This is a genomic window from Nonlabens sp. (genome assembly GCF_965657255.1).
Lineage (GTDB): Bacteria > Bacteroidota > Bacteroidia > Flavobacteriales > Flavobacteriaceae > Nonlabens.
The window spans coordinates 145,087-164,206 of sequence record NZ_CBFHNM010000005.1 but is presented as its reverse complement, the minus strand read 5'-3'; the positions used below and the strand labels follow the sequence as shown (position 1 = coordinate 164,206).

General features: G+C 34.1%; 23 protein-coding genes and 1 tRNA gene. 16 read left to right on the top strand and 8 right to left on the bottom strand.

What is annotated here, in order from left to right:
* The first annotated feature begins 4 nt into the window (after window positions 1-4).
* From ACTF54_RS08120 to ACTF54_RS08100, 5 genes are all read left to right on the top strand, one after another.
* A complete protein-coding gene (locus ACTF54_RS08120; RefSeq protein ID WP_347197039.1) occupies window positions 5-664 on the top strand; it encodes a hypothetical protein in 660 nt (219 codons plus the stop codon).
* A gap of 202 nt (window positions 665-866) precedes the next feature.
* Window positions 867-1,202, top strand: a complete 336-nt coding sequence (locus ACTF54_RS08115; protein WP_438969121.1) for a hypothetical protein — start codon at window positions 867-869, stop codon at window positions 1,200-1,202.
* A 271-nt stretch (window positions 1,203-1,473) separates the two neighbouring features.
* Entirely contained in the window at window positions 1,474-2,637 is a 1,164-nt protein-coding gene (gene egtB, locus ACTF54_RS08110; protein WP_347197041.1) for an ergothioneine biosynthesis protein EgtB, read from the top strand.
* Window positions 2,634-3,596 (top strand): L-histidine N(alpha)-methyltransferase, encoded by a 963-nt coding sequence (locus ACTF54_RS08105; RefSeq protein WP_347197042.1) that lies wholly within the window; start codon window positions 2,634-2,636, stop codon window positions 3,594-3,596. Before egtB ends, ACTF54_RS08105 begins: the two co-directional genes overlap by 4 nt.
* 4 nt (window positions 3,597-3,600) lie before the next feature.
* Window positions 3,601-3,882, top strand: coding sequence for a DUF427 domain-containing protein (locus ACTF54_RS08100; RefSeq protein ID WP_347197043.1), 282 nt, complete (start codon window positions 3,601-3,603; stop codon window positions 3,880-3,882).
* Window positions 3,883-3,957: 75 nt separating this feature from the next.
* Here ACTF54_RS08100 and ACTF54_RS08095 read toward each other — a convergent pair whose 3' ends face one another.
* Complete coding sequence (locus tag ACTF54_RS08095) at window positions 3,958-4,473, bottom strand: hypothetical protein (protein WP_347202173.1); 516 nt, start codon at window positions 4,471-4,473, stop codon at window positions 3,958-3,960.
* A 305-nt stretch (window positions 4,474-4,778) separates the two neighbouring features.
* On the opposite strand from ACTF54_RS08095, the gene rplM reads away from it, so the two are divergent.
* The 5 genes from rplM (at window position 4,779) to ACTF54_RS08070 (ending at window position 8,705) form a co-directional block, all read left to right on the top strand.
* Complete coding sequence (gene rplM, locus ACTF54_RS08090) at window positions 4,779-5,234, top strand: 50S ribosomal protein L13 (protein ID WP_347197045.1); 456 nt, start codon at window positions 4,779-4,781, stop codon at window positions 5,232-5,234.
* Window position 5,235: 1 nt separating this feature from the next.
* Complete coding sequence (gene rpsI / locus ACTF54_RS08085; RefSeq protein ID WP_347197046.1) at window positions 5,236-5,622, top strand: 30S ribosomal protein S9; 387 nt, start codon at window positions 5,236-5,238, stop codon at window positions 5,620-5,622.
* Between the two features lie 187 nt (window positions 5,623-5,809).
* Entirely contained in the window at window positions 5,810-6,619 is an 810-nt protein-coding gene (gene rpsB, locus ACTF54_RS08080; RefSeq protein WP_347197047.1) for a 30S ribosomal protein S2, read from the top strand.
* 39 nt (window positions 6,620-6,658) lie between these two features.
* Window positions 6,659-7,621, top strand: a complete 963-nt coding sequence (gene tsf, locus ACTF54_RS08075; RefSeq protein WP_347197048.1) for a translation elongation factor Ts — start codon at window positions 6,659-6,661, stop codon at window positions 7,619-7,621.
* A 184-nt stretch (window positions 7,622-7,805) separates the two neighbouring features.
* Window positions 7,806-8,705, top strand: a complete 900-nt coding sequence (locus ACTF54_RS08070) for a hypothetical protein (protein ID WP_347197049.1) — start codon at window positions 7,806-7,808, stop codon at window positions 8,703-8,705.
* Here ACTF54_RS08070 and ACTF54_RS08065 read toward each other — a convergent pair.
* Both ACTF54_RS08065 and ruvC read right to left on the bottom strand, forming a co-directional pair.
* Window positions 8,702-9,211, bottom strand: a complete 510-nt coding sequence (locus tag ACTF54_RS08065) for a rhodanese-like domain-containing protein (RefSeq protein ID WP_347197050.1) — start codon at window positions 9,209-9,211, stop codon at window positions 8,702-8,704. The genes ACTF54_RS08070 and ACTF54_RS08065 overlap by 4 nt on opposite strands.
* A 3-nt stretch (window positions 9,212-9,214) precedes the next feature.
* A complete protein-coding gene (gene ruvC / locus ACTF54_RS08060; RefSeq protein WP_347197051.1) occupies window positions 9,215-9,769 on the bottom strand; it encodes a crossover junction endodeoxyribonuclease RuvC in 555 nt (184 codons plus the stop codon).
* A gap of 60 nt (window positions 9,770-9,829) precedes the next feature.
* Here ruvC and ACTF54_RS08055 point away from each other — a divergent pair, with 60 nt between their 5' ends.
* Window positions 9,830-10,702, top strand: coding sequence for a lysylphosphatidylglycerol synthase domain-containing protein (locus ACTF54_RS08055; protein WP_347197052.1), 873 nt, complete (start codon window positions 9,830-9,832; stop codon window positions 10,700-10,702).
* On the top strand, window positions 10,699-11,841 hold the full coding sequence (locus tag ACTF54_RS08050) for a glycosyltransferase (protein WP_438969120.1): 1,143 nt from the start codon (window positions 10,699-10,701) through the stop codon (window positions 11,839-11,841). Before ACTF54_RS08055 ends, ACTF54_RS08050 begins: the two co-directional genes overlap by 4 nt.
* Here ACTF54_RS08050 and ACTF54_RS08045 read toward each other — a convergent pair.
* Window positions 11,813-12,301: a hypothetical protein gene (locus tag ACTF54_RS08045; RefSeq protein WP_347197054.1), complete on the bottom strand. Its 489-nt coding sequence runs from the start codon at window positions 12,299-12,301 to the stop codon at window positions 11,813-11,815. The two genes, ACTF54_RS08050 and ACTF54_RS08045, sit on opposite strands and share 29 nt — an antisense overlap.
* Before the next feature lie 20 nt (window positions 12,302-12,321).
* Entirely contained in the window at window positions 12,322-13,446 is a 1,125-nt protein-coding gene (locus ACTF54_RS08040; protein WP_438969119.1) for a tetratricopeptide repeat protein, read from the bottom strand.
* A 51-nt stretch (window positions 13,447-13,497) separates the two neighbouring features.
* Here ACTF54_RS08040 and ACTF54_RS08035 point away from each other — a divergent pair, with 51 nt between their 5' ends.
* Complete coding sequence (locus tag ACTF54_RS08035; protein WP_347197056.1) at window positions 13,498-14,040, top strand: dihydrolipoamide dehydrogenase; 543 nt, start codon at window positions 13,498-13,500, stop codon at window positions 14,038-14,040.
* A 52-nt stretch (window positions 14,041-14,092) separates the two neighbouring features.
* Here the strand turns inward: ACTF54_RS08035 and ACTF54_RS08030 are convergent, their stop codons facing one another.
* Window positions 14,093-14,896: an HAD family hydrolase gene (locus ACTF54_RS08030; protein ID WP_347197057.1), complete on the bottom strand. Its 804-nt coding sequence runs from the start codon at window positions 14,894-14,896 to the stop codon at window positions 14,093-14,095.
* Window positions 14,897-15,161: 265 nt separating this feature from the next.
* Between ACTF54_RS08030 and ACTF54_RS08025 the strand changes: the two genes are divergently transcribed.
* The 3 genes from ACTF54_RS08025 (at window position 15,162) to ACTF54_RS08015 (ending at window position 17,130) form a co-directional block, all read left to right on the top strand.
* Window positions 15,162-15,235, top strand: a tRNA-Asp gene (locus tag ACTF54_RS08025).
* 297 nt (window positions 15,236-15,532) lie between these two features.
* Entirely contained in the window at window positions 15,533-16,621 is a 1,089-nt protein-coding gene (locus ACTF54_RS08020) for a heparan-alpha-glucosaminide N-acetyltransferase domain-containing protein (protein WP_347197058.1), read from the top strand.
* A gap of 113 nt (window positions 16,622-16,734) precedes the next feature.
* On the top strand, window positions 16,735-17,130 hold the full coding sequence (locus tag ACTF54_RS08015) for a hypothetical protein (protein ID WP_347197059.1): 396 nt from the start codon (window positions 16,735-16,737) through the stop codon (window positions 17,128-17,130).
* A gap of 83 nt (window positions 17,131-17,213) precedes the next feature.
* Here ACTF54_RS08015 and ACTF54_RS08010 read toward each other — a convergent pair whose 3' ends face one another.
* The gene (locus ACTF54_RS08010) at window positions 17,214-17,894 is read right to left on the bottom strand and encodes a HupE/UreJ family protein (protein WP_347197060.1); all 681 of its coding nucleotides are present in this window, start codon (window positions 17,892-17,894) and stop codon (window positions 17,214-17,216) included.
* Window positions 17,887-18,921, bottom strand: coding sequence for a DUF4198 domain-containing protein (locus ACTF54_RS08005; protein ID WP_438969118.1), 1,035 nt, complete (start codon window positions 18,919-18,921; stop codon window positions 17,887-17,889). The genes ACTF54_RS08010 and ACTF54_RS08005 overlap by 8 nt, the downstream gene beginning before the upstream one ends.
* Window positions 18,922-19,120 lie beyond the last annotated feature (199 nt).

The window sequence follows — 19,120 nt, the reverse complement described above, 5'->3', positions numbered from 1 at the left end:
TAAAATGAAACTCTTCTTAATTGTATTATTCGTAAGCCCGTTATTTTGCACTTCACAAATTGACATTTATGAAAATTACAGAATGGTTGACACCACGCAGTTCCATTTTACAAAAGCACTCTTCTTATATGATGTTACTTTACAAGAGTCGCATAACGAAGGAAAAGTAATTTTAGAATGGAAAAAGCAGCGCAATATTACCTATCACATGATAGAAATGCGCGATCCATCAACTCAAGAATTGATTTATAGACAAAAGCATTATACAAATATTGCCGAATTTCCACGTAATGGAGAGTTTACCATTTACCCTATTTTCAAAAAGCAAAAAGGCGAGGCTGTTTCCATAAATCTTAAAGATGCCAAATCTAGAAATTTTGAACCTATCAGCCCATCCAGCTACTATAGGTTTGTAGAACAGCAAAATGAAATTGATCAAAAAAAGGCAGCTCTAAAAGAAAGAGAAAAGCAAGAGTTAGAAGCTATTAAAAAATATGAAGAAGAACGTGCAAACAAAATAACACCTAAAGTCTTTCTTCTGATATTAATTGTACTTTTCTTTTCAGTGCTTATCGTGATTGCGATATGGTTAGTAAGATACCTTACAAAACCTAAAGAACTATCCCGTCAAGAAATTAAGGAAAACAAAAAGAAATGGGGCTGAAACAGCTTTTGCTCTGTATGTTTTCCCATTCTTTAATCACTTATCTCTTTCACAAAAGCAAGAAACAGATGGTCTCAAAAATCATTTTCTAGTTAATTTTAAAAGAATGGATTCTTTGAGCAATGCCTACTTTAAACCTTGATAAACCATTGATACTATTCCATACCAAATCCTATATTCTACAAAAGCTAAAGGCTTGGCATTGGAACACAAGTATACCAACACAGCTTCCCTTAATTGGAACCAAGATCCTTCCATTACCTCTTTTCTTATAGAAATGAGATACGATCTTAATAAAAAGCTTTTTCATAGAAAAGTATACCCATCATCATCTATTGAAATACCTAAAAATCAATCTTACACTATCTTTCCTTATCGCAACGGTAGTATAGGTGGTCCTGTGACAAAACATTACAACGACATTGCTTTCAAAAAAGATCCTTATTCCGGTTTTTGGGAAATAATGGCCATTATACCTCTATTTCTTACCGTAAGCACGGCAGTATATTTCTATTTTAAAAAAAAGAAATTTTTGTAAGGATAATAAGACTGCTACACACAATATATTCTTACCCTTCTATACTATTTCAAGGAAAACAAATGGAAAATCAGATTGTTCCATTCATTTAATAACCTAATAATACCGATATTACTCTATAATACATCTAGAAAACTATTTATATCAAAAGCAGCAATCTTTACAGTAAAAAGCGTTCTGGAGATAAAATATTATTAATAAATCTCCATTTAATACGAGATTAACGCTTTCGCGAAAGCGAAATACATAAAAAGATCATAACTTTGAGAAGATGAATTTTAAAGAACAACTTCTTCTGTTTACAAAAACCAGAGCAGATTCTGAACGTATTTGTGAACCGTTACAAACCGAAGATTACGTGGTACAACCTATTGTAGACGTGTCACCACCTAAATGGCACTTAGGTCATACCACTTGGTTTTTTGAAGAGTTTCTACTAGACGGTCACTTCCCTAATTATAAAAGATACCATAAAAACTATGCTTATGTATTTAATAGTTATTATGAAAGTATCGGTAAAAGAGTAGTAAGAACTGACAGAGGCAACCTTTCTAGACCTAGTGTCAAAGATATCTATGAATATCGTGCACATGTGACCTCTCATATGAAAACCTTAATAGAAAATCACCTTACAGAAGAAATGATTCCGGTTCTAGAAATAGGAATCCATCATGAAAAACAACACCAAGAATTATTGCTAACAGATATAAAATACATCTTAGGAAATAACCCATTACAACCTACTTATGGGAAAATCAAAGATGAAATTCTCTTAGAAAAAGGTAATAGTGACTTTACTGAAATGAAAGAAGGCATCTACCATATAGGTCACGATTCAAACCTTTTTTGTTATGATAATGAATTGCCAAAACATAGAGTCTTCTTAGAACCTTATGCTATATCCAACACATTAATAACCAACGGTGACTGGATGGATTTCATAAATGCTGGTGGTTATGAAAACCCTATGTTTTGGCATACAGAAGGCTGGGATTGGGTAAAAAAGAACTCGATTTATGCACCGATGTACTGGCATTTACAAGACAATAAATGGTCACAGTATTTACTTAGCGGCTCACAAGAGATTGAAAATAAAGCAGCAGTAACACATATTTCATATTATGAAGCATTTGCTTTTGCTCAATGGAAAGGAATGAGATTACCTACAGAATTTGAATGGGAAGCAGCACAGTCTCATTTTTCTCATGGTAGCAGATGGGAATGGACAGAAAGTGCCTACCTACCATATCCTAATTATAAAAAACCAGATGGTGCTCTAGGAGAGTACAATGGTAAATTTATGGTCAATCAAAAAGTATTGCGAGGCAGCTCTATTGCCACGCCCGCAAATCATGCAAGACCTACTTATAGAAACTTTTTTCACGCGCCTCTTAGATGGCAATTTACAAGCTTGCGTCTTGCAAAATCATTATGACAAAAACAGAATCGTTCCAGTTAGAATTTGAGCAACATGTTCAAGATGGACTAACTGCATTCCCCAAATTTTTAAGCTCAAAATATATTTATGACGACCGCGGTGACCAGCTATTCCAGCAAATCATGGCGCTTCCAGAATATTACTTAACTAATGCAGAATATAATATAATCGACCAGTACAAAGGCGAATTAAAATCACTTTTTGAAAATCAAAACGGCTTTGATCTTATCGAGCTAGGAGCTGGTGATGGTAAAAAAACTAAAGTACTACTAGAAGAACTCGTACAAAACAATGTAGATTTTACCTATAAACCCATAGACATAAGTCAACATGCAATAGACGAGTTAACCAACTCTCTAACCACACTTTTGCCTGATCTAGACGTTCAAGGGGAACAAGGAACCTATTTCAAGGTATTAGAAAAAATTGCGACATATAATAAACGACCCAAAGTCATTATTGTTCTAGGTTCTAATATTGGAAATCTATCACATAAAGAAGCTATCGATTTTCTAAATCAAATACAGCACAGTATGTCTTCAGAAGATCTATTGTTTATGGGATTTGATCAAAAGAAAAATCCATTAACGATTCAAAATGCTTATGCAGATAAAACTGGTGTCACACAAGAGTTTAATCGCAACCTTTTACATCGTCTCAATAAAGAAATGAATGCAGATTTTGATGTGAATTCATTTGAACATTGGGAAGCATATGATCCAGAATCTGGAACTGCAAAAAGCTACCTTCTTGCTACACAGGAATGTGATGTACATATTAAAAAATTAGATCTTAAAATACATTTTAATAAATGGGAAACCATTCATACCGAAATCTCCCAAAAATATGACGACCTAATAGTTGAATGGCTCGCAAATGAGTCTGGTTTAGAAATCAATCAAATTTTTGAGGATAACAATAAACTGTTTAAAGATTACTTATTTAAAAAGAAATAACCTTATGAAAGCAAAATGGAACAATCAGATCATTGCAGAAAGCAATGAGACAAAAGTTGTAGAAAACAATCACTATTTTCCAGCAAACAGTATCAGGAAGGAATTTTTTAAGAACAGTGATACCAAATCAAATTGTCCATGGAAAGGAATAGCAAGTTACTACTCTTTAAATGTAAACGGATCAGAAAATAAAGATGCCGCCTGGTATTATCCAGACACAAAACATGCAGCCAAAGAAATTGAAGGTTATGTCGCTTTTTGGAAAGGCGTAAATGTAGAAGAATAGATAAAACATACTTAATCAAAAAAGCCTGAATTAATTAAATTCAGGCTTTCTTGATTTAAAATTAAAGCTGCAAAACTAAATCTTTGTATAAGTAGCAATCAAAGAAGTGATATTTCCAGCAGGAGTACCAGCACGACTGGTTATGTATCGGTCTAAATCTTGACCAGTTACTGTAAACTCAAAAGTTGTTGGGGTTAAAGACAGTTGTATGTCTTCAGTTACTGTTCCACCGTTTACATCTACCGTTAAAGTAAGAATGTTAGAAGAATCTAAAATATAAGTACCAGTTTCTGTACCGGTAGGGCATGATAAAACATTCATTGCATCAAACTCAGGAAAAGCAACTGTAGATGTAAAATCACCATTAACCATAAAATCAACATCCATATTTGAAAAACAAGCAGCTTCATTTAATAATTCAGTATCAAATACTCCATCTTGGTTAAAGTCTACAGCCAGGTCAGCTACTAAAGATGTCAATATATACGTGCCGGCAACATTGGTAGTTAAAGCGTTTCTTCCAGCGGTATCGCTTTCACAGCTAGTTAGAATAAACGCTGCAACCATTAAAAATCCAATAAACTTTTTCATTTGCTTAATTTTGGGTTAAATATAATGAATAAGAATTAATGTCTCAAAACCAATAGATTAAAGATAGCTCTCCATATACCGATATAGCAGTTAGCCCGCTTTCGCGAAAGTGAAACAAAATAAAATCAGGAACAAAACAAACGATTATAAGTAAATGAAAGGGCTATTTTTACAACGAATATTTCCAGTTTGAGAAATAATAAATAAAATTAAATAAAGCCGCTTGTTGTTCTAAATTAAAAGATTACATTTGCAGCCCGATTTTAGTTAGTAAAATCAGACAAAAGAATTAAAACTATTTCAAGGTGAATACTTTAAGTTACAAAACAATTTCAGCAAATAGTGCTACAGTAAACAAAGAATGGGTACTGATAGATGCTGCTGAACAGCCACTAGGTCGTATGTCATCAATAGCTGCAAAGTTTTTGAGAGGTAAATACAAGACAAATTTCACTCCACACGTAGACTGTGGTGATAATGTAATTATCATAAACGCTGACAAAATAACGTTAAGCGGTAACAAATGGAGTGAGAAATCATACATAAGACACACTGGCTACCCTGGTGGACAACGTAGTCTTAGTGCAAATGAACTTTTTGCAAAAGACCCAACTCGTGTAGTTGAGCGTGCTGTAAAAGGTATGTTACCTAAAAATAAATTAGGAAGCGCTATCTATCGCAACCTAAAAGTGTATTCTGGCGCAGATCACGGTCATGAAGCACAACAACCTAAAACCATTAATCTTAACGAGGTAAAGTAATATGGAAACATTACACAAAATAGGTAGAAGAAAAACTGCCGTTGCTCGTGTTTACCTTTCAGAAGGTACAGGTGAAGTAACAATTAACAAGAAAGAACTTTCTGATTACTTTCCAACAGGAACGTTACAGTATAAAGTAAAGCAACCTTTTGCCTTAACGGAAACTACTGAGACTTACAATGTAATGGCAAAAGTTCACGGTGGTGGAATCACTGGACAGGCTGAAGCTATTCGTCTTGCAATTTCAAGAGCTCTTGTAGCAATTGATGAAGAGAATCGTAAAACATTGAAGCCAGAAGGACTTATGACTCGTGACCCAAGAATGGTAGAACGTAAGAAATTCGGTCAAAAGAAAGCGAGAAAGAAATTCCAATTCTCAAAGCGTTAATACAACATTATTATCATTCCCGTCTCGATGCTTATCAAGGCGGGATTTGTTCTTTTTTTATTTATATTAATTTGCTGTCACGCCTGGTTGCCGCCAGAGCTCAGTTTAGCATCTAAATAGATAAGGCGATTGAGAAAATCTCATGACCACTTTTCTATTGCTATCGACAGAACGTAAACTAACAATTATGGCAAATAACACAGATGTCAAGTCATTACTTGACGCTGGTGTCCACTTTGGACACCTTACTCGTAAATGGGACCCTAATATGGCTCCTTACATCTACATGGAACGTAACGGGATCCATATTATCAACTTATACAAAACTGCTGCAAAGCTTAACGAGGCGACAGAAGCGCTACGTAAGATAGCTGCGTCAGGACGTAAGGTACTTTTTGTTGCTACTAAAAAGCAAGCAAAGGATATCGTTGCTCAATATGCTGGTGAAGCTAACATGCCTTACATCACAGAAAGATGGCCTGGTGGAATGCTTACTAACTTTGTAACTATCCGTAAAGCTGTTAAAAAGATGGCTACTGTAGACCGTATGAAAAAAGATGGTCGTTATGAAACTCTTTCTAAGAAAGAACGTCTTCAAGTAGATCGTATGCGCGCAAAATTAGAAAAGAACTTAGGTTCTATTTCTGAAATGACACGTATGCCAGCTGCTCTTTTTATCGTTGATACAGTGCGTGAACACATCGCTGTTGCAGAGGCTTTGAAATTAGGTATTCCTATTTTTGCTATGGCGGATACAAATTCAAATCCACGCGTGATTGATTATGTAATTCCTTCTAACGATGATGCTTCAAAATCTATTGAAATCATAGTAAAAGAAGCTGCTGACGCTATCAAAGCTGGTCTTGAAGATCGCAAGTCTGAAAAGAACGCTGAAGAGCAAGCAAAAGAAGCTGCCAAAGCTGAAAAGAAAGCTAAAAAAGCAGACAAAACTGAAGATGCTAAGGAAGCAGCTCCTACCAAAGACGAAGAAGAATAATTAACACAACACTAGTTAACTAGTATAAAACTTATTAAAATGGCTAAAATATCTGCTGCTGAAGTAGGAAAACTAAGAAAAACAACTGGAGCTGGAATGATGGACTGTAAAAAGGCCCTTGTTGAAGCTGAAGGTGATTTTGATAAAGCAATTGAAATCTTAAGAAAAAAAGGTCAAAAAGTTGCTGCAAAGCGTGCTGACCGTGATTCTTCTGAAGGTGTTGTTGTTGCAAATATTAATGAAGGAAACACAAGAGGGATTCTTTTATCCTTAAACTGTGAGACTGACTTTGTTGCAAAAAATGATTCTTATGTAGAGCTTGCTAACAAAATTGCTAGTGTTGCCTTAAACTGTAACACTAAAGAAGAAGTACTTGCTTCTGATTTAGATGGTATGACAGTTGAAGAAAAATTAATCGAGCAAACAGGAGTTATAGGTGAAAAACTTGAAATAGGTGGTTTTGAAGCTTTTGAAGCTCCATTTGTAGGTGGCTATGTACATGGTAACAAAATCGGTGCTTTAACTGGTCTTTCTACTGGAAGCGATCATGCACAAGAAGTTGCAAAATCTGTTTCAATGCAGGTAGCTTCTATGGGAGCAACTACTCTTTCTTACAAAGATTTTGACCCAGCTTATGTTCAGTCAGAAACTGAAGCACGTATCGCTGCTATTGAAAAAGATAACATTGAGCGTGGACGTTTAGGTAAAAACCTATTGAATGTTCCTCTATTTATCTCAAGATCTCAGTTAACTGATGAAGCTCTTGCAACTGCAAAGGCAACATACGAGGCTGAGCTTAAAGCTGAAGGGAAACCAGAAGCTATCTGGGATAGAATTTTACCTGGTAAAATGGATCGTTTTGTAGCTGACAACTCTTCTCTTGACAAAGAGCAAGCTTTATTAGACCAAGACTACATCATGGATGATAAGCAAACTGTAGGACAATATGTTTCATCTAAAGATGCTGAAGTTGTAGGATTCAAAAGAGTTTCTATAGCTTAATTAGATATCCTGATTATATTTAAAAATCCGATTCATTCATTTGAATCGGATTTTTTTTGTCTGAGCAATTCACATTTTGTGAATCTTTATGAAATAATAAATAACGATTCCGCTTTCGCGAAAGCAAAATAAAGAAAAGTAATGTTAGTACTTATAACCCATTAAGATTTACGAACTTTATATCATGAAAAAAATTGCAACCATACTATTACTTTTTCTCATCCATGTAAGTTGTAACACAACAAAAACTAGCCTGTCTACAACAACTAAAAATAGAAGCATAGATTTACTGCATATCAAAAATCTATCTAATGACATCACAGAAACCTCTGGGCTAGAATTCTATAAGAATCTAATGATCACGCATAACGATAGCGGCGACCTACCAACATTATATTTTTTAAATGAACGTGGTGAAATATTAAAACGTAAAACATATACAAATATGTCTAACGTAGATTGGGAAGATATCACTAAAGATGAAGAGTTTTTATACATCGCAGACATAGGTAATAATTATGGAAACCGTAGAGATTTAGTCATCTATAAAATAAGACTAAACGACCTAGACAATGAAAATGCACGAGTAGAAAAATTAATGATTAATTACCCCAACCAGAAAAGCTTCAAAAATGGTAATCAAAACCATCCTTATGATGCAGAATCTCTGGTTGCGATTGATAATGATCTATATGTGTTCTCTAAAGACTGGAAAGATCAAGCTACCATAATTTATAAAATAGACAAAAATAAGACCCAACAATCTGCAGATGAGATTACTTCTTATAATGTAAAAGGTCTTATAACTGGCGCTACTTATAATGGTACCGATACTGTAATGCTTTGTGGTTATAATAGCAATCTCGAACCTTTTATAGTCCTAATAGATTATAAAAATGGAAAGTTCCATTTTCATGAGAAAATAAACATTCCTATTGAGAATGGTGCTCAAGTAGAAGCGATTACTTTCCTTAAAAATAGAAAGAATCAACAAATATATTACATCTCCTGTGAGGCTGTAAATATTAAATTAGGAGAAGATGAGGCAAAAACAGCCGCGCAACTGTATCAATTAAGATACTAATAAACTTTCTCACCAGTTTTAAGATATTTAGACCAGATTTTACCAAAAACATGAACCTTTTCTGTAGGTTCTTCATTTAGATCAAGAACCTCATATCCGGCATCTTTCCAATAAAAGATGCTCCCATATAAATTCTGAACATCAGTAAAGCCTTCTTTTTGCATTTTCTCTCCATATCCTTCAGAACGTATCCCAACAGTACAATAAACCACTATTTTTGAATCCCTTTTAAGCTCTGGAAGTTTTTTTAAATCAAATTTTTCACCTGCCCATATAGCGCCAGGCAAATGACTTACGTCATACTCTTCCTTCTTACGTGTGTCTAGAATTATGTAATCTTCATAATCCATTCTCAACGTTTGAACAGATATATAAGGAACGCTCATTTTATTATAAGCACTCAATAATTCACGTATATCTTCTTGCTGAGAATCTTTACTTTGTGAAAACGTAGCACAAGAAAATAATGAGAACATGATTAATAAAATGAATGAATCTAACTTCATAGGTTATTTCTTTACTCGTTTTTCGTTTTGTTTTACAAAAGCCACCCAACCGGTATAACTTTTACCTACCTCTATCCTACCGCTATTATAAAAATGGCATACCGCCGCAGCAAGACCATCTGTCATATCTAGATTTTTAGGCAATTCTTTTATTCCCAAAAGGCTCTGCAACATCTTTGCCACTTGTTCTTTACTGGCACTTCCTTTTCCAGTTATTGCTTGCTTAATCTTTAATGGAGCATACTCAAAAACAGGAATATCCCTAGATAGTCCAGCAGCCATGGCTACTCCTTGTGCACGACCTAATTTAAGCATAGACTGCACATTTTTACCAAAAAACGGAGCTTCTAATGCGATTTCATCTGGATGGTAGGTGTCGATCAGCTCTATAGTTCGTTCAAAAATACGACGCAACTTAGTATAAGGATCCTTTAGTCTTCTCATGTCCAGCTCATTCATTTGTATAAAACTCATTGAGTTTCCTACCACTTTGATAATACCAAAACCCATGATCGCTGTACCAGGATCTATCCCTAATATGATTTTTTCTGTTGCCAATTGTTGTATTTTTCGCCTATGTCTATCCTGCTTCACAAATTTAAGCAATTCTTAGCTCCGTTGATAAAAATCCTCGTAGTGGTCGTTTGTGTTTACCTACTTTATCTTCAATGGATAGAGCGGCCAGTCCGTTTAGAAACCATAGTAGAATTCTTAAAACAGCTACCGTGGTTTACCATACCTGTGATGATTACTATAAGTTTATTGAGTTGGTTAATTGAAAGTAAAAAATGGCAGTATTTGATAAATGATTTTTATGAGTTACGCTTTCGCGAAAGCGTCTTTCAAAACCTGACTGCACAAGCAGCTAGCTTTACCACACCTTTAAGAATTGGAGAATTTGCTTTAAAACCTATCTTCTTTTCTAAATATTTACGTAAAAAAGTAGTCAGCAGGACTCTTGTTGGAAACGTTTCTCAAATGATTATCACAACGCTCATAGGCATTATAGCAATAATCTTCTATTTTCATGAACGTCTAGAGATAACAACTACTTTTTTATTCATTTTCACTAGTGTTTTACTGTGTTTACTCGTTTTTGTAATCTCTTTATGGGTTCTTAAAAAGTGGGATCACAATGAAATGAAATCACAAAAATGGATAAACACCATACTGTATTCTATGTTAAGGTATTTAGTTTTTGCTAGTAACTGGCTATTTATTTTGTGGCTTCTAGACTATCCAGCATCTACCTTAACGATCATTAGAAACATAGGTATATTTTACCTTGCTGTTTCTGTAATTCCTGTATTTCAACTATTTGATATAGCTATAAGATGGACGGTCGCAGCTTATATTTTTGAAGGATCGCTTTTTAATGCAGACGTGATCTTATTTACCACAACTTTAATCTGGTTTACAAATTCTATAGTGCCTACTATAATAGGTTGCGCCCTATTGCCTTTTCAAAAGCTTAAAACGCAAGAAGAATGATCTGGCTGTTCTTTATCATTGTTTTTGGTTATGCGCTAGTGATTATTCTTTTATCTAAAGAACTGCTCACCTATCCTAAAACCATCATAGATCCAGACAGTGAAAAGCTTCCTTTTACTGTAATTATTAATTATCGAAATGAAGAAGTGCATTTACCTGCACTACTAAAATCCATCAGTAACCAAAGCTATAATAACCAGTTGCTGCAATGGATTTTTATTAACGATCACTCTATCGATCAAAGTCTTACCTTACTAGACACATTTAAAGCAGATCATCCAGAAATGAATATCCTGCTTATTGATAGAATCCCACGTTCTGCTAGTGGTAAAAAAGACGGTATTACACAAGCTATAGAATTAGCAAAATACCATCATATTATTACTACTGATGCAGACTGTACCCTACCCAAAAAGTGGATCTTAAGCTACAATGCAATATATACTGCACAGTCAGACGCTCATTTTATTGCCGCACCTGTTCAATTAGAACAAAAGAATATATTGTTAAGCACATTACAACAGCAAGAAATGACAGCATTGCAATTGATTACTCTTGGTAGTTTTTCCTTTAGACAACCTTTTATGTGCAATGGTGCAAATATGAGTTTTACAAAAAAAGCCTTTCTAGAAGTGAATGGTTATGAAGGAAATAAACACCTCTCCAGCGGAGACGATATTTTTTTGCTTGAAAAACTAGCTGCAAAAGATGTTATGAAATGCCATTACCTTAAAAACAAAGAAGCCGTGGTTACTACTTTTCCTAAACAGCGCTTAAATGAAATCATATCCCAGCGAGCGAGATGGGCGCAAAAAGGTAGTGAAACTAAAAGTTTGCTCAATAAACTAGTCAGCTTTCAAGTATTAATGATGAGTTTACTTTTTATAATCAACCCCATTTTATGGCACTTCTCATGGATAACTAATCAGATGTTTATAGGAGTATTTCTTGTAAAGGGATTTACTGATTTCATCATGTTAGTAATAGGAAATCAATTTTTTGAAAATATAAAATGGAAATATGTACCTATCAATTTTCTAATCTATCCATTTTTAGTCCTGGCAATCACGCTTAAGAGTTTGTCAAAACCACAATGGCATGGGAGAGAAATTAATTTGCAAGAGAATCCACCGGACTAAAAATGATAGGAAGTTTATAAGTTGTAGTTATAGGAATAGACATCTTTCTAGCACTCTCTACAATAGGAAAATCTTTTAATCGGTTCTTAAACACGGTATGAACTTGCTCTCTATCAATACCGGTAGCACATTTATATATGCTATCGTATTGTATGATACCAGTTTTAGAAACGGTGATAGACGCATAGACGCTATCCTTTGAACTTAACCTTATAGGCAAAAAAGGCGATCTTAGTTTATGATCAATTACGGCATGAAGTTCTTTGTAAAAGCAATCTGGTGTGGTAAGCATTTCGTCACAGGCCTTAAATACTGGAAAATGATCTATAGATGTCATATCGATTCTTTCAATTTTATCTAGGGCTAATTGATTTGCCCGAGCATTCTTTTGTTTTTCTGATAAACAAGAAACACAAATCATACTAGCTAAAATTGATAAAAAGATGAAAATCTTCTTCATATAGTAAATGTACAACCTTTCTATTTTTTGGCCGCTAGAAATATTTCTCTTCTTAAATCCTTAGCTCTTGCGTTTGCTAATTCCTGAAAAGAACTTTCTGGATATTGCTTAATGAACTCTTCATAAAGCTCTAACTTCTTTGATTTATCTGCAAAATAATAATCTCCAGATAGCGCATATTGATAACCTATAAAATCACTATCTTTTTTTTCTTGTTTAGCTTTTTTAGTAGCATAAAAAGCATTTTTATAATCTTCTTGCCTTGCATAGACAGCAGCTAGCTGCAAATATTCTTGATGTAATTCTGGCGTCTTAAAGGCAATTGATCGTTCTATATAATCCTGCGCTAGCTTTAATTTACCTAATTTCAAATAAGCCTGAGACATCACAAAATGAACGAGTGAATTTCCTTCTTCATAATCACGATTATAAAGCTCATAATTATCTATGGCCAGTTGCCATTGTCCGTTGTAAAAATAAGACCAGGCTAGATTTTTTCTATTGAATTCAGTATCATAACCTAAACTAAATAGTAATTCAAAATGTTCAATTGCTTTATCATATCTCTTTGCTCCTAAATAGGCCTGTGCGATAAGACTATTGACTTTAATATCATCACTATGTATTTCTAATGCTGGCTGCGCATTTTGAATCGCTTCACTAAATTTTCGTTTTTTAATTAATATTTTAACGAGCTCAACTCTTGCTGCTCTGTAAGAACTGTTTAAGGATACCGCTTTCGTGAAAGCTGAAATAGCAGCATCATCATTGCTCAAATCCTCATGTGCTTTACCCATGTAATAATGATAACTGGCATTATTTGGGTAATCATTAAGAAGACTTGTTAAAGAATTAAATGCCGTCACTGGATCGTTATTACCTAATGCAAGACGCGCGTATTCAATACGAGGTTGCACACTAAGGCTGTCTATTTTAAAACCTTTTTGATAAGAATCAAGAGCAGCATACACATCTCCCATTTGGGCATAAACTCTTGCAACCTTAAAATCACTATCATCATCTAACTGATAGGTCTCAATAGCTTTTTGATATTCTCCTATTTGAACAAGACTATCTGCTGCTGTAGTCTGCGCATTGATCTTAATTGAAACAAAGCACAGTATAAATAAAAAATAATTTTTCATAAGCTAAAGTTAGGCACACTTATTGAAAACATAAAATCTAAACTAATTATTATGAAATATATTACCTTACTTTTTGCTTTGACGATGATCTTGACTTCTTGTGAAGGAGATCAAGGACCTCCAGGATTTAACGGAGCAAATGGAATTAACGGACTAGATGGAGCTGTTGCACAATCCTTTGAGCGAGAAGTAGATTTTTTTGCTCCTGATTACGGAGTGCGAATACCATATCCTCAAACAATTATAAATCAAACTGCTGCTACTGATATGACACTGGTTTATTTGCTTTGGGATACCGTACCAGATAACAACGGTAATCCTATCGACATATGGAGACTAGTACCTCAAGTTAGATATACCAACTTTGGTGAATTTCAATACAATTATGAATTCACAAATATTGACGTAGACATATTTCTAGAGGCTCCAGATCCTCTAACACTTGATCAGCTTCCTGCAGGTGATGTTTTAGGACAAATATTTAGGGTAGTGATCATACCTGTCGATGTTGATTTTAATGCTGTTGACATCACAGATTACAACGCTGTAATGAATGCAGCTGGTCTTACTGCACAAGATATTATTATCGAGTAGTATACTATACTTTTATGAAGAAGGCGGCTCCTTTAGTTAGGGCTGCCTTTTTTTATATATTATCTTTTAACCACTTTGCTACTCCATCTTCTTTATGATGCGCTGTAATAAATCTTGCGGCATTTTTTACTACTTCTCTTCCGTTTTCTACTGCCACACCATAACCTACTACAGCCAGCATTTCTGTATCATTATAGTTATCACCAAAGGCTACAACATTCTCCATATTTATTTCAGGAAATCTAAGCGACAACAATTTGCGTAATGCCACTTCTTTTGAAGTACCTTTTGGAGTAATCTCAGTATACGTGTTTTTAGATCGGTATAAGTGTATTTTAGAATTTAATAATTGTTCCGCTTTCGCGAAAGCGAGATTCATAGCATTTTCATCACCCATAAACATAACCTTATGAGCGCCACCTTTATCGCTTGTGGCGTCAAAATAATCTAAAGTTTTTGAAATATTTTGAACAGTAGGTGTCACTCTTGTATTGTTCTCTTCTCTCAAAGCCCATTGATCCATAACGGGAACAAACCACTCATCATTGCGATAACAAGCAACATGAAGGTTAAATTCCTCACCTATTTCAACTAACTTCTTCAACTCATCAAAAGGAATACTTAATTCATATAACACCTCTGAATTATGAAGAACCAACGCTCCATTATAGCAAACTATAGGACTTCCTAAAATATTTAAAGTCTCTTGAAGATAATACATTGCTTTGGGCATTCTTGCAGATATCAATATTTTTGGAATAGATAATCCTTCTAACACATCACGAGTGTAATTAGAAATAAAACGATGCTTATCTAACAAGGTACCGTCTATATCTGAGGCAAATAATTTTATCATACATCAAATATAACGAGAAGAGAACTTTCCACTAGAACTTCAAAAATAAATCTACCATTGTAATTAAACATCTGGGAAACGGCCCAAACACAATTTACTAACTATCAGAAGTTTAATTACAGTGATGACTTTATTTACCAAGACAACCACTAAAACTTTACATTTTAATCTAAAAAAAGTTTCAAAAGGCTTGCCAATTCGAAAAGGAAAGGTATATTTGCAACCGCTATCGCAGAAATGTGGTAGTTTCGTTCTATATGAACACGGTCTGGTAGTTCAGCTGGTTAGAATACATGCCTGTCACGCATGGGGTCGCGGGTTCGAATCCCGTCCAGACCGCTTTACTTTTTTAAGTAAACAATTCAAGTTGTGTGTCCTCAGAAATACTTGAGGATTTGAGAAGGTGTCACAAGACACTTTTTGAGAAGCTTTTCCGAACAGGAGAGGCTTTTTTGTTTTATAGAGTTTTGATAAAATATTAATAAACCTTTTCTTTTAGTAACGCGCAGCTCCTTAAAGCATAATCTTTATTTATCGTTAGAGATGGAACTGCTAATCTGATCTTTTTAATACACCTCATCAGTTTAAAACACAGTAAAAATAATACCTTAGTTTTGTAGGCTCAATAGACACTTTTTGAAGACTAACCGTTTATACTTTATTGATGCCGTAAGAGCTTTTGCCATTATAATGATGTTGCAAGGACATTTTGTGGACACTTTACTAGCTGTAGAGTATCGAGACGACTCTAATATTTTTTTTCAAATCTGGAAATACTTTAGAGGTATCACGGCACCTACCTTTTTTACCATATCTGGTCTTGTTTTCACTTACTTATTAATGAAGTCAAAAAAGAATGGAACCAGCAAAGTGCGTATTAAGAAAGGAATTACTAGAGGTTTGATGCTTATCGCTATAGGTTATGCATTGCGAGCACCAGTATTTGACTGGTTTCAAGGTGTATTTAAAGACTCTTTTTTAATTATCGATGTACTTCATTGTATAGGACTTTCCATATTAATTACGATCTTAATTTATATCACTACCTTAAGGAAATCTGCTGTGTTTTCTGTTCTCATGCTTATTATAGGAACCACTATATTTTTATGCGAACCCTTGTACAGGTCATTAGATGTTTCTTATTTGCCCTTATTTATAGTAAATTATCTAACTAAATCAAATGGTTCAGTTTTTAATATTATACCATGGTTTGGTTACATGGCTTATGGTGCGTTTATCGCAACGCTATTTTATGGTTTTCTAGAAAAGAAAAAATTTAAGTCTATTTTGATTTCTGGTCTTTTCGTTACTGGAGCCATTTTAATTATGTTTTCCTCTTATCTATTCAATTGGTTATACTTAAAATCAGGCTTTGAACTTTTAAAAGGAATTGCTTATTACAATTACTTATTTACTAGATTAGGAAACGTTCTTGTTTTATTGGGACTCTTCTATGCAATGGAAAAGTTTGTAAAAAGGACTTTAATTTTAAAAATTGGTCAAAAAACACTTTCTATATATGTGATTCATTTTGCAATTATATATGGAAGTCTTACTGGATTCGGATTGTATCAAATTATTGGAAAAACACTTCACCCTTATCAAGCTGTATTAGGTGCACTTTTATTTGTTATGACAGTTTGTGCTATTTCTCTATACGGTGTAAAAACAAATCAATTTCTTTACACTCGTATCAGAAAATTCATTGATAACAGGAGAGACTAAAACTTTTCAACTTCTTTATTTGATTTTAGTCGGTACGTAATCAGAATACTTTAAATAAACCTCTATAATACAACGATTTAATTAGTTTTGTGACCTAATTAAAATAACAAACCATGAAAAAATTATTAGTTGGAGTAGCAGCTCTAGGGTTGATCTTTATCACAAGCTGTAGAGAAGCAGAAGAAGGCATGAACGATGCAAAACAAGGAATGGAAGAAGCCACTAAATCTGTTGAAGATGGTATGAATGAAGCTGGAGAAGCTATCAAGGATGGTGCAAATGAAGCGGGAAAAGCTTTAAATGAAGCAGGTAACTCTATCAAGGATAGTGCAAATGAAGGAATGGAAGCTATGAAAGATGGAGCAAACGAAGCTGGAAACGCAGTGAAAGATGTTGCAAAAGATGGAATGGATAAAGCTGGTAAAGCAGCAGATGACGCAGCGTCAAAAGCTAAAGAGGCAAAAGACAAAGTAACTGCAAATCTTAAAAAGAAAATGAACGGAAACTAATTTTAGTAAGTTCTTATAAAAAAAAACCGCTCTTTGAGCGGTTTTTTTTATAACTATATCAAATAAGGATTGCTTTTACTCTTTTAGAGAATATTAAAATAATGACCTACTTGATAGATAAACAATCCTATTCCAGCGATAATCAAGTATATATTACAAGCCTTAAAAAACGCTTTATAATTCGGTTGTTTTTGCCATAATCGTATCAAAAACACAATAGGTATCAATGCTGCTATCTGTCCTAATTCTACTCCTATATTAAAGCTGATTATTTTCAAAAGAAATTGATCTGCACCTAAATCAAAGGATTGTAATCTTGCAGACAAGCCCGTTCCATGAATCAATCCAAAAATAAGAACCATCAAAAGTAAATTAGGTGATTTTACTTTGAAGTACTTTTCAAAGCCACCCAAATTCTCAAAACCTTTATATAATACGCTTAATGCGATGATAGCATCTATAATATATTCATTGACCTCTATTTTTAAATAAGTCGCTCCTATAAGCATAATACTATGACCAATGGTAAAGACAGTAATGAACTTCAAAATATCTTTGACACTCTTTAAAAAGAAGATCACACCTGCCAGAAATAATAAATGGTCATAGCCAGTAAGCATGTGCTTTGCTCCTACCCAAATATAAGAAAGCAAACCACCGTTATTTAAAATCTCTTGATCGCCAGAACTCACGTCATGAGCAAAAGCCATGGTAGGTAAAAAAAATAGTAAACAGACTATGGTAATCTTTGATAACTTAAACATCTGTCTTCCTTCTATTAAAAATGAAGAAAAGAACTGCCACAATCAACACACTTCCTATCCAAAATAAATAAGAAGGCATCCCTTCATCCTCGTGTTCATGCGCATGATCATCATTTTCATGACTATGACTGTGACTTGAATCACCGTGAGAATGACCTGATCCTATTTCAAAAGTTAATGTAGCCCAATTAGACTCATGGGTTAATCCGTCTTCTATAGATTTTTCCATATGAATAGTTTTTAAAAACCACACACCGCTAGAAGTTATTTCAAAATCTACATCACCATTCTTATCCGTACGTAACTCCATCAATGCATCATGCGTATGTTCTTCTTTGTCTTCCATAGAATGAGAATGCTTCTCTCCATCGCCATGAGAGTGTTCTTCGGTAGAAGAAGTAATAGCATTTTTATTTCCTACACTTACTAACTGATCTTTCAGTGGATTGCCATTTAATAATAAACGAGCTTTAAAGTGATGACCTTTATGCAATTCATAAGGGTTTTCTAAAGGAACAAATTCAATAGGATAGTTCAACACTGTTTTCCAATCATCAGATGTTTTATCACCTACCTGAAAAATGGTCTTTACGTGTTTAGAATATTTCTCTACTGCATCTTCATCCACCTCATTGTTTTCCTTACGATAGTTCAACATATCTACCACACCATCGTGTTCCAAATAATTATTAAACCTATCTGCTTTCATTTCTATATTACGTGCGGCAGTAGAAACTCCTGCTACATAAGTCCCTTCATTTCCAGTCTTGAAATTAAGATAAGTTATTAGATCTTTTTCCATCCATTGTGAAGAGTCTACGACAGTACGTGTACCGTTACTTATCAAACTTACGTCCAGCATTCTATTGCGATCTATAGTATTTTCACTTTCTTCAAATGTTCCATTGAACAATTGGATCGTCGCATCAGAATTAGGCAATAAAAAATAGCTGTCTAACTTCAAAAACATGTCGTGACTGCACAATAATAGAATAGCAACACAGCCTAAAATCAATTTTTTTCTCATAATGTAAGTAATCTTTATCAAGGTAAACACTAATTCAAACAAAGATGCAAAAAATCGATTCTTGGTACAATGTCCTCATAAAAATTTGGTAATAATATAACAACGTTCCATTCAAAAGATGTCAAAAAGTATGATCCTCTTTTATTGAGGTAAAACATAATTTTATCTTTTAGATTATGGTAATCTCGCTTTCGCGAAA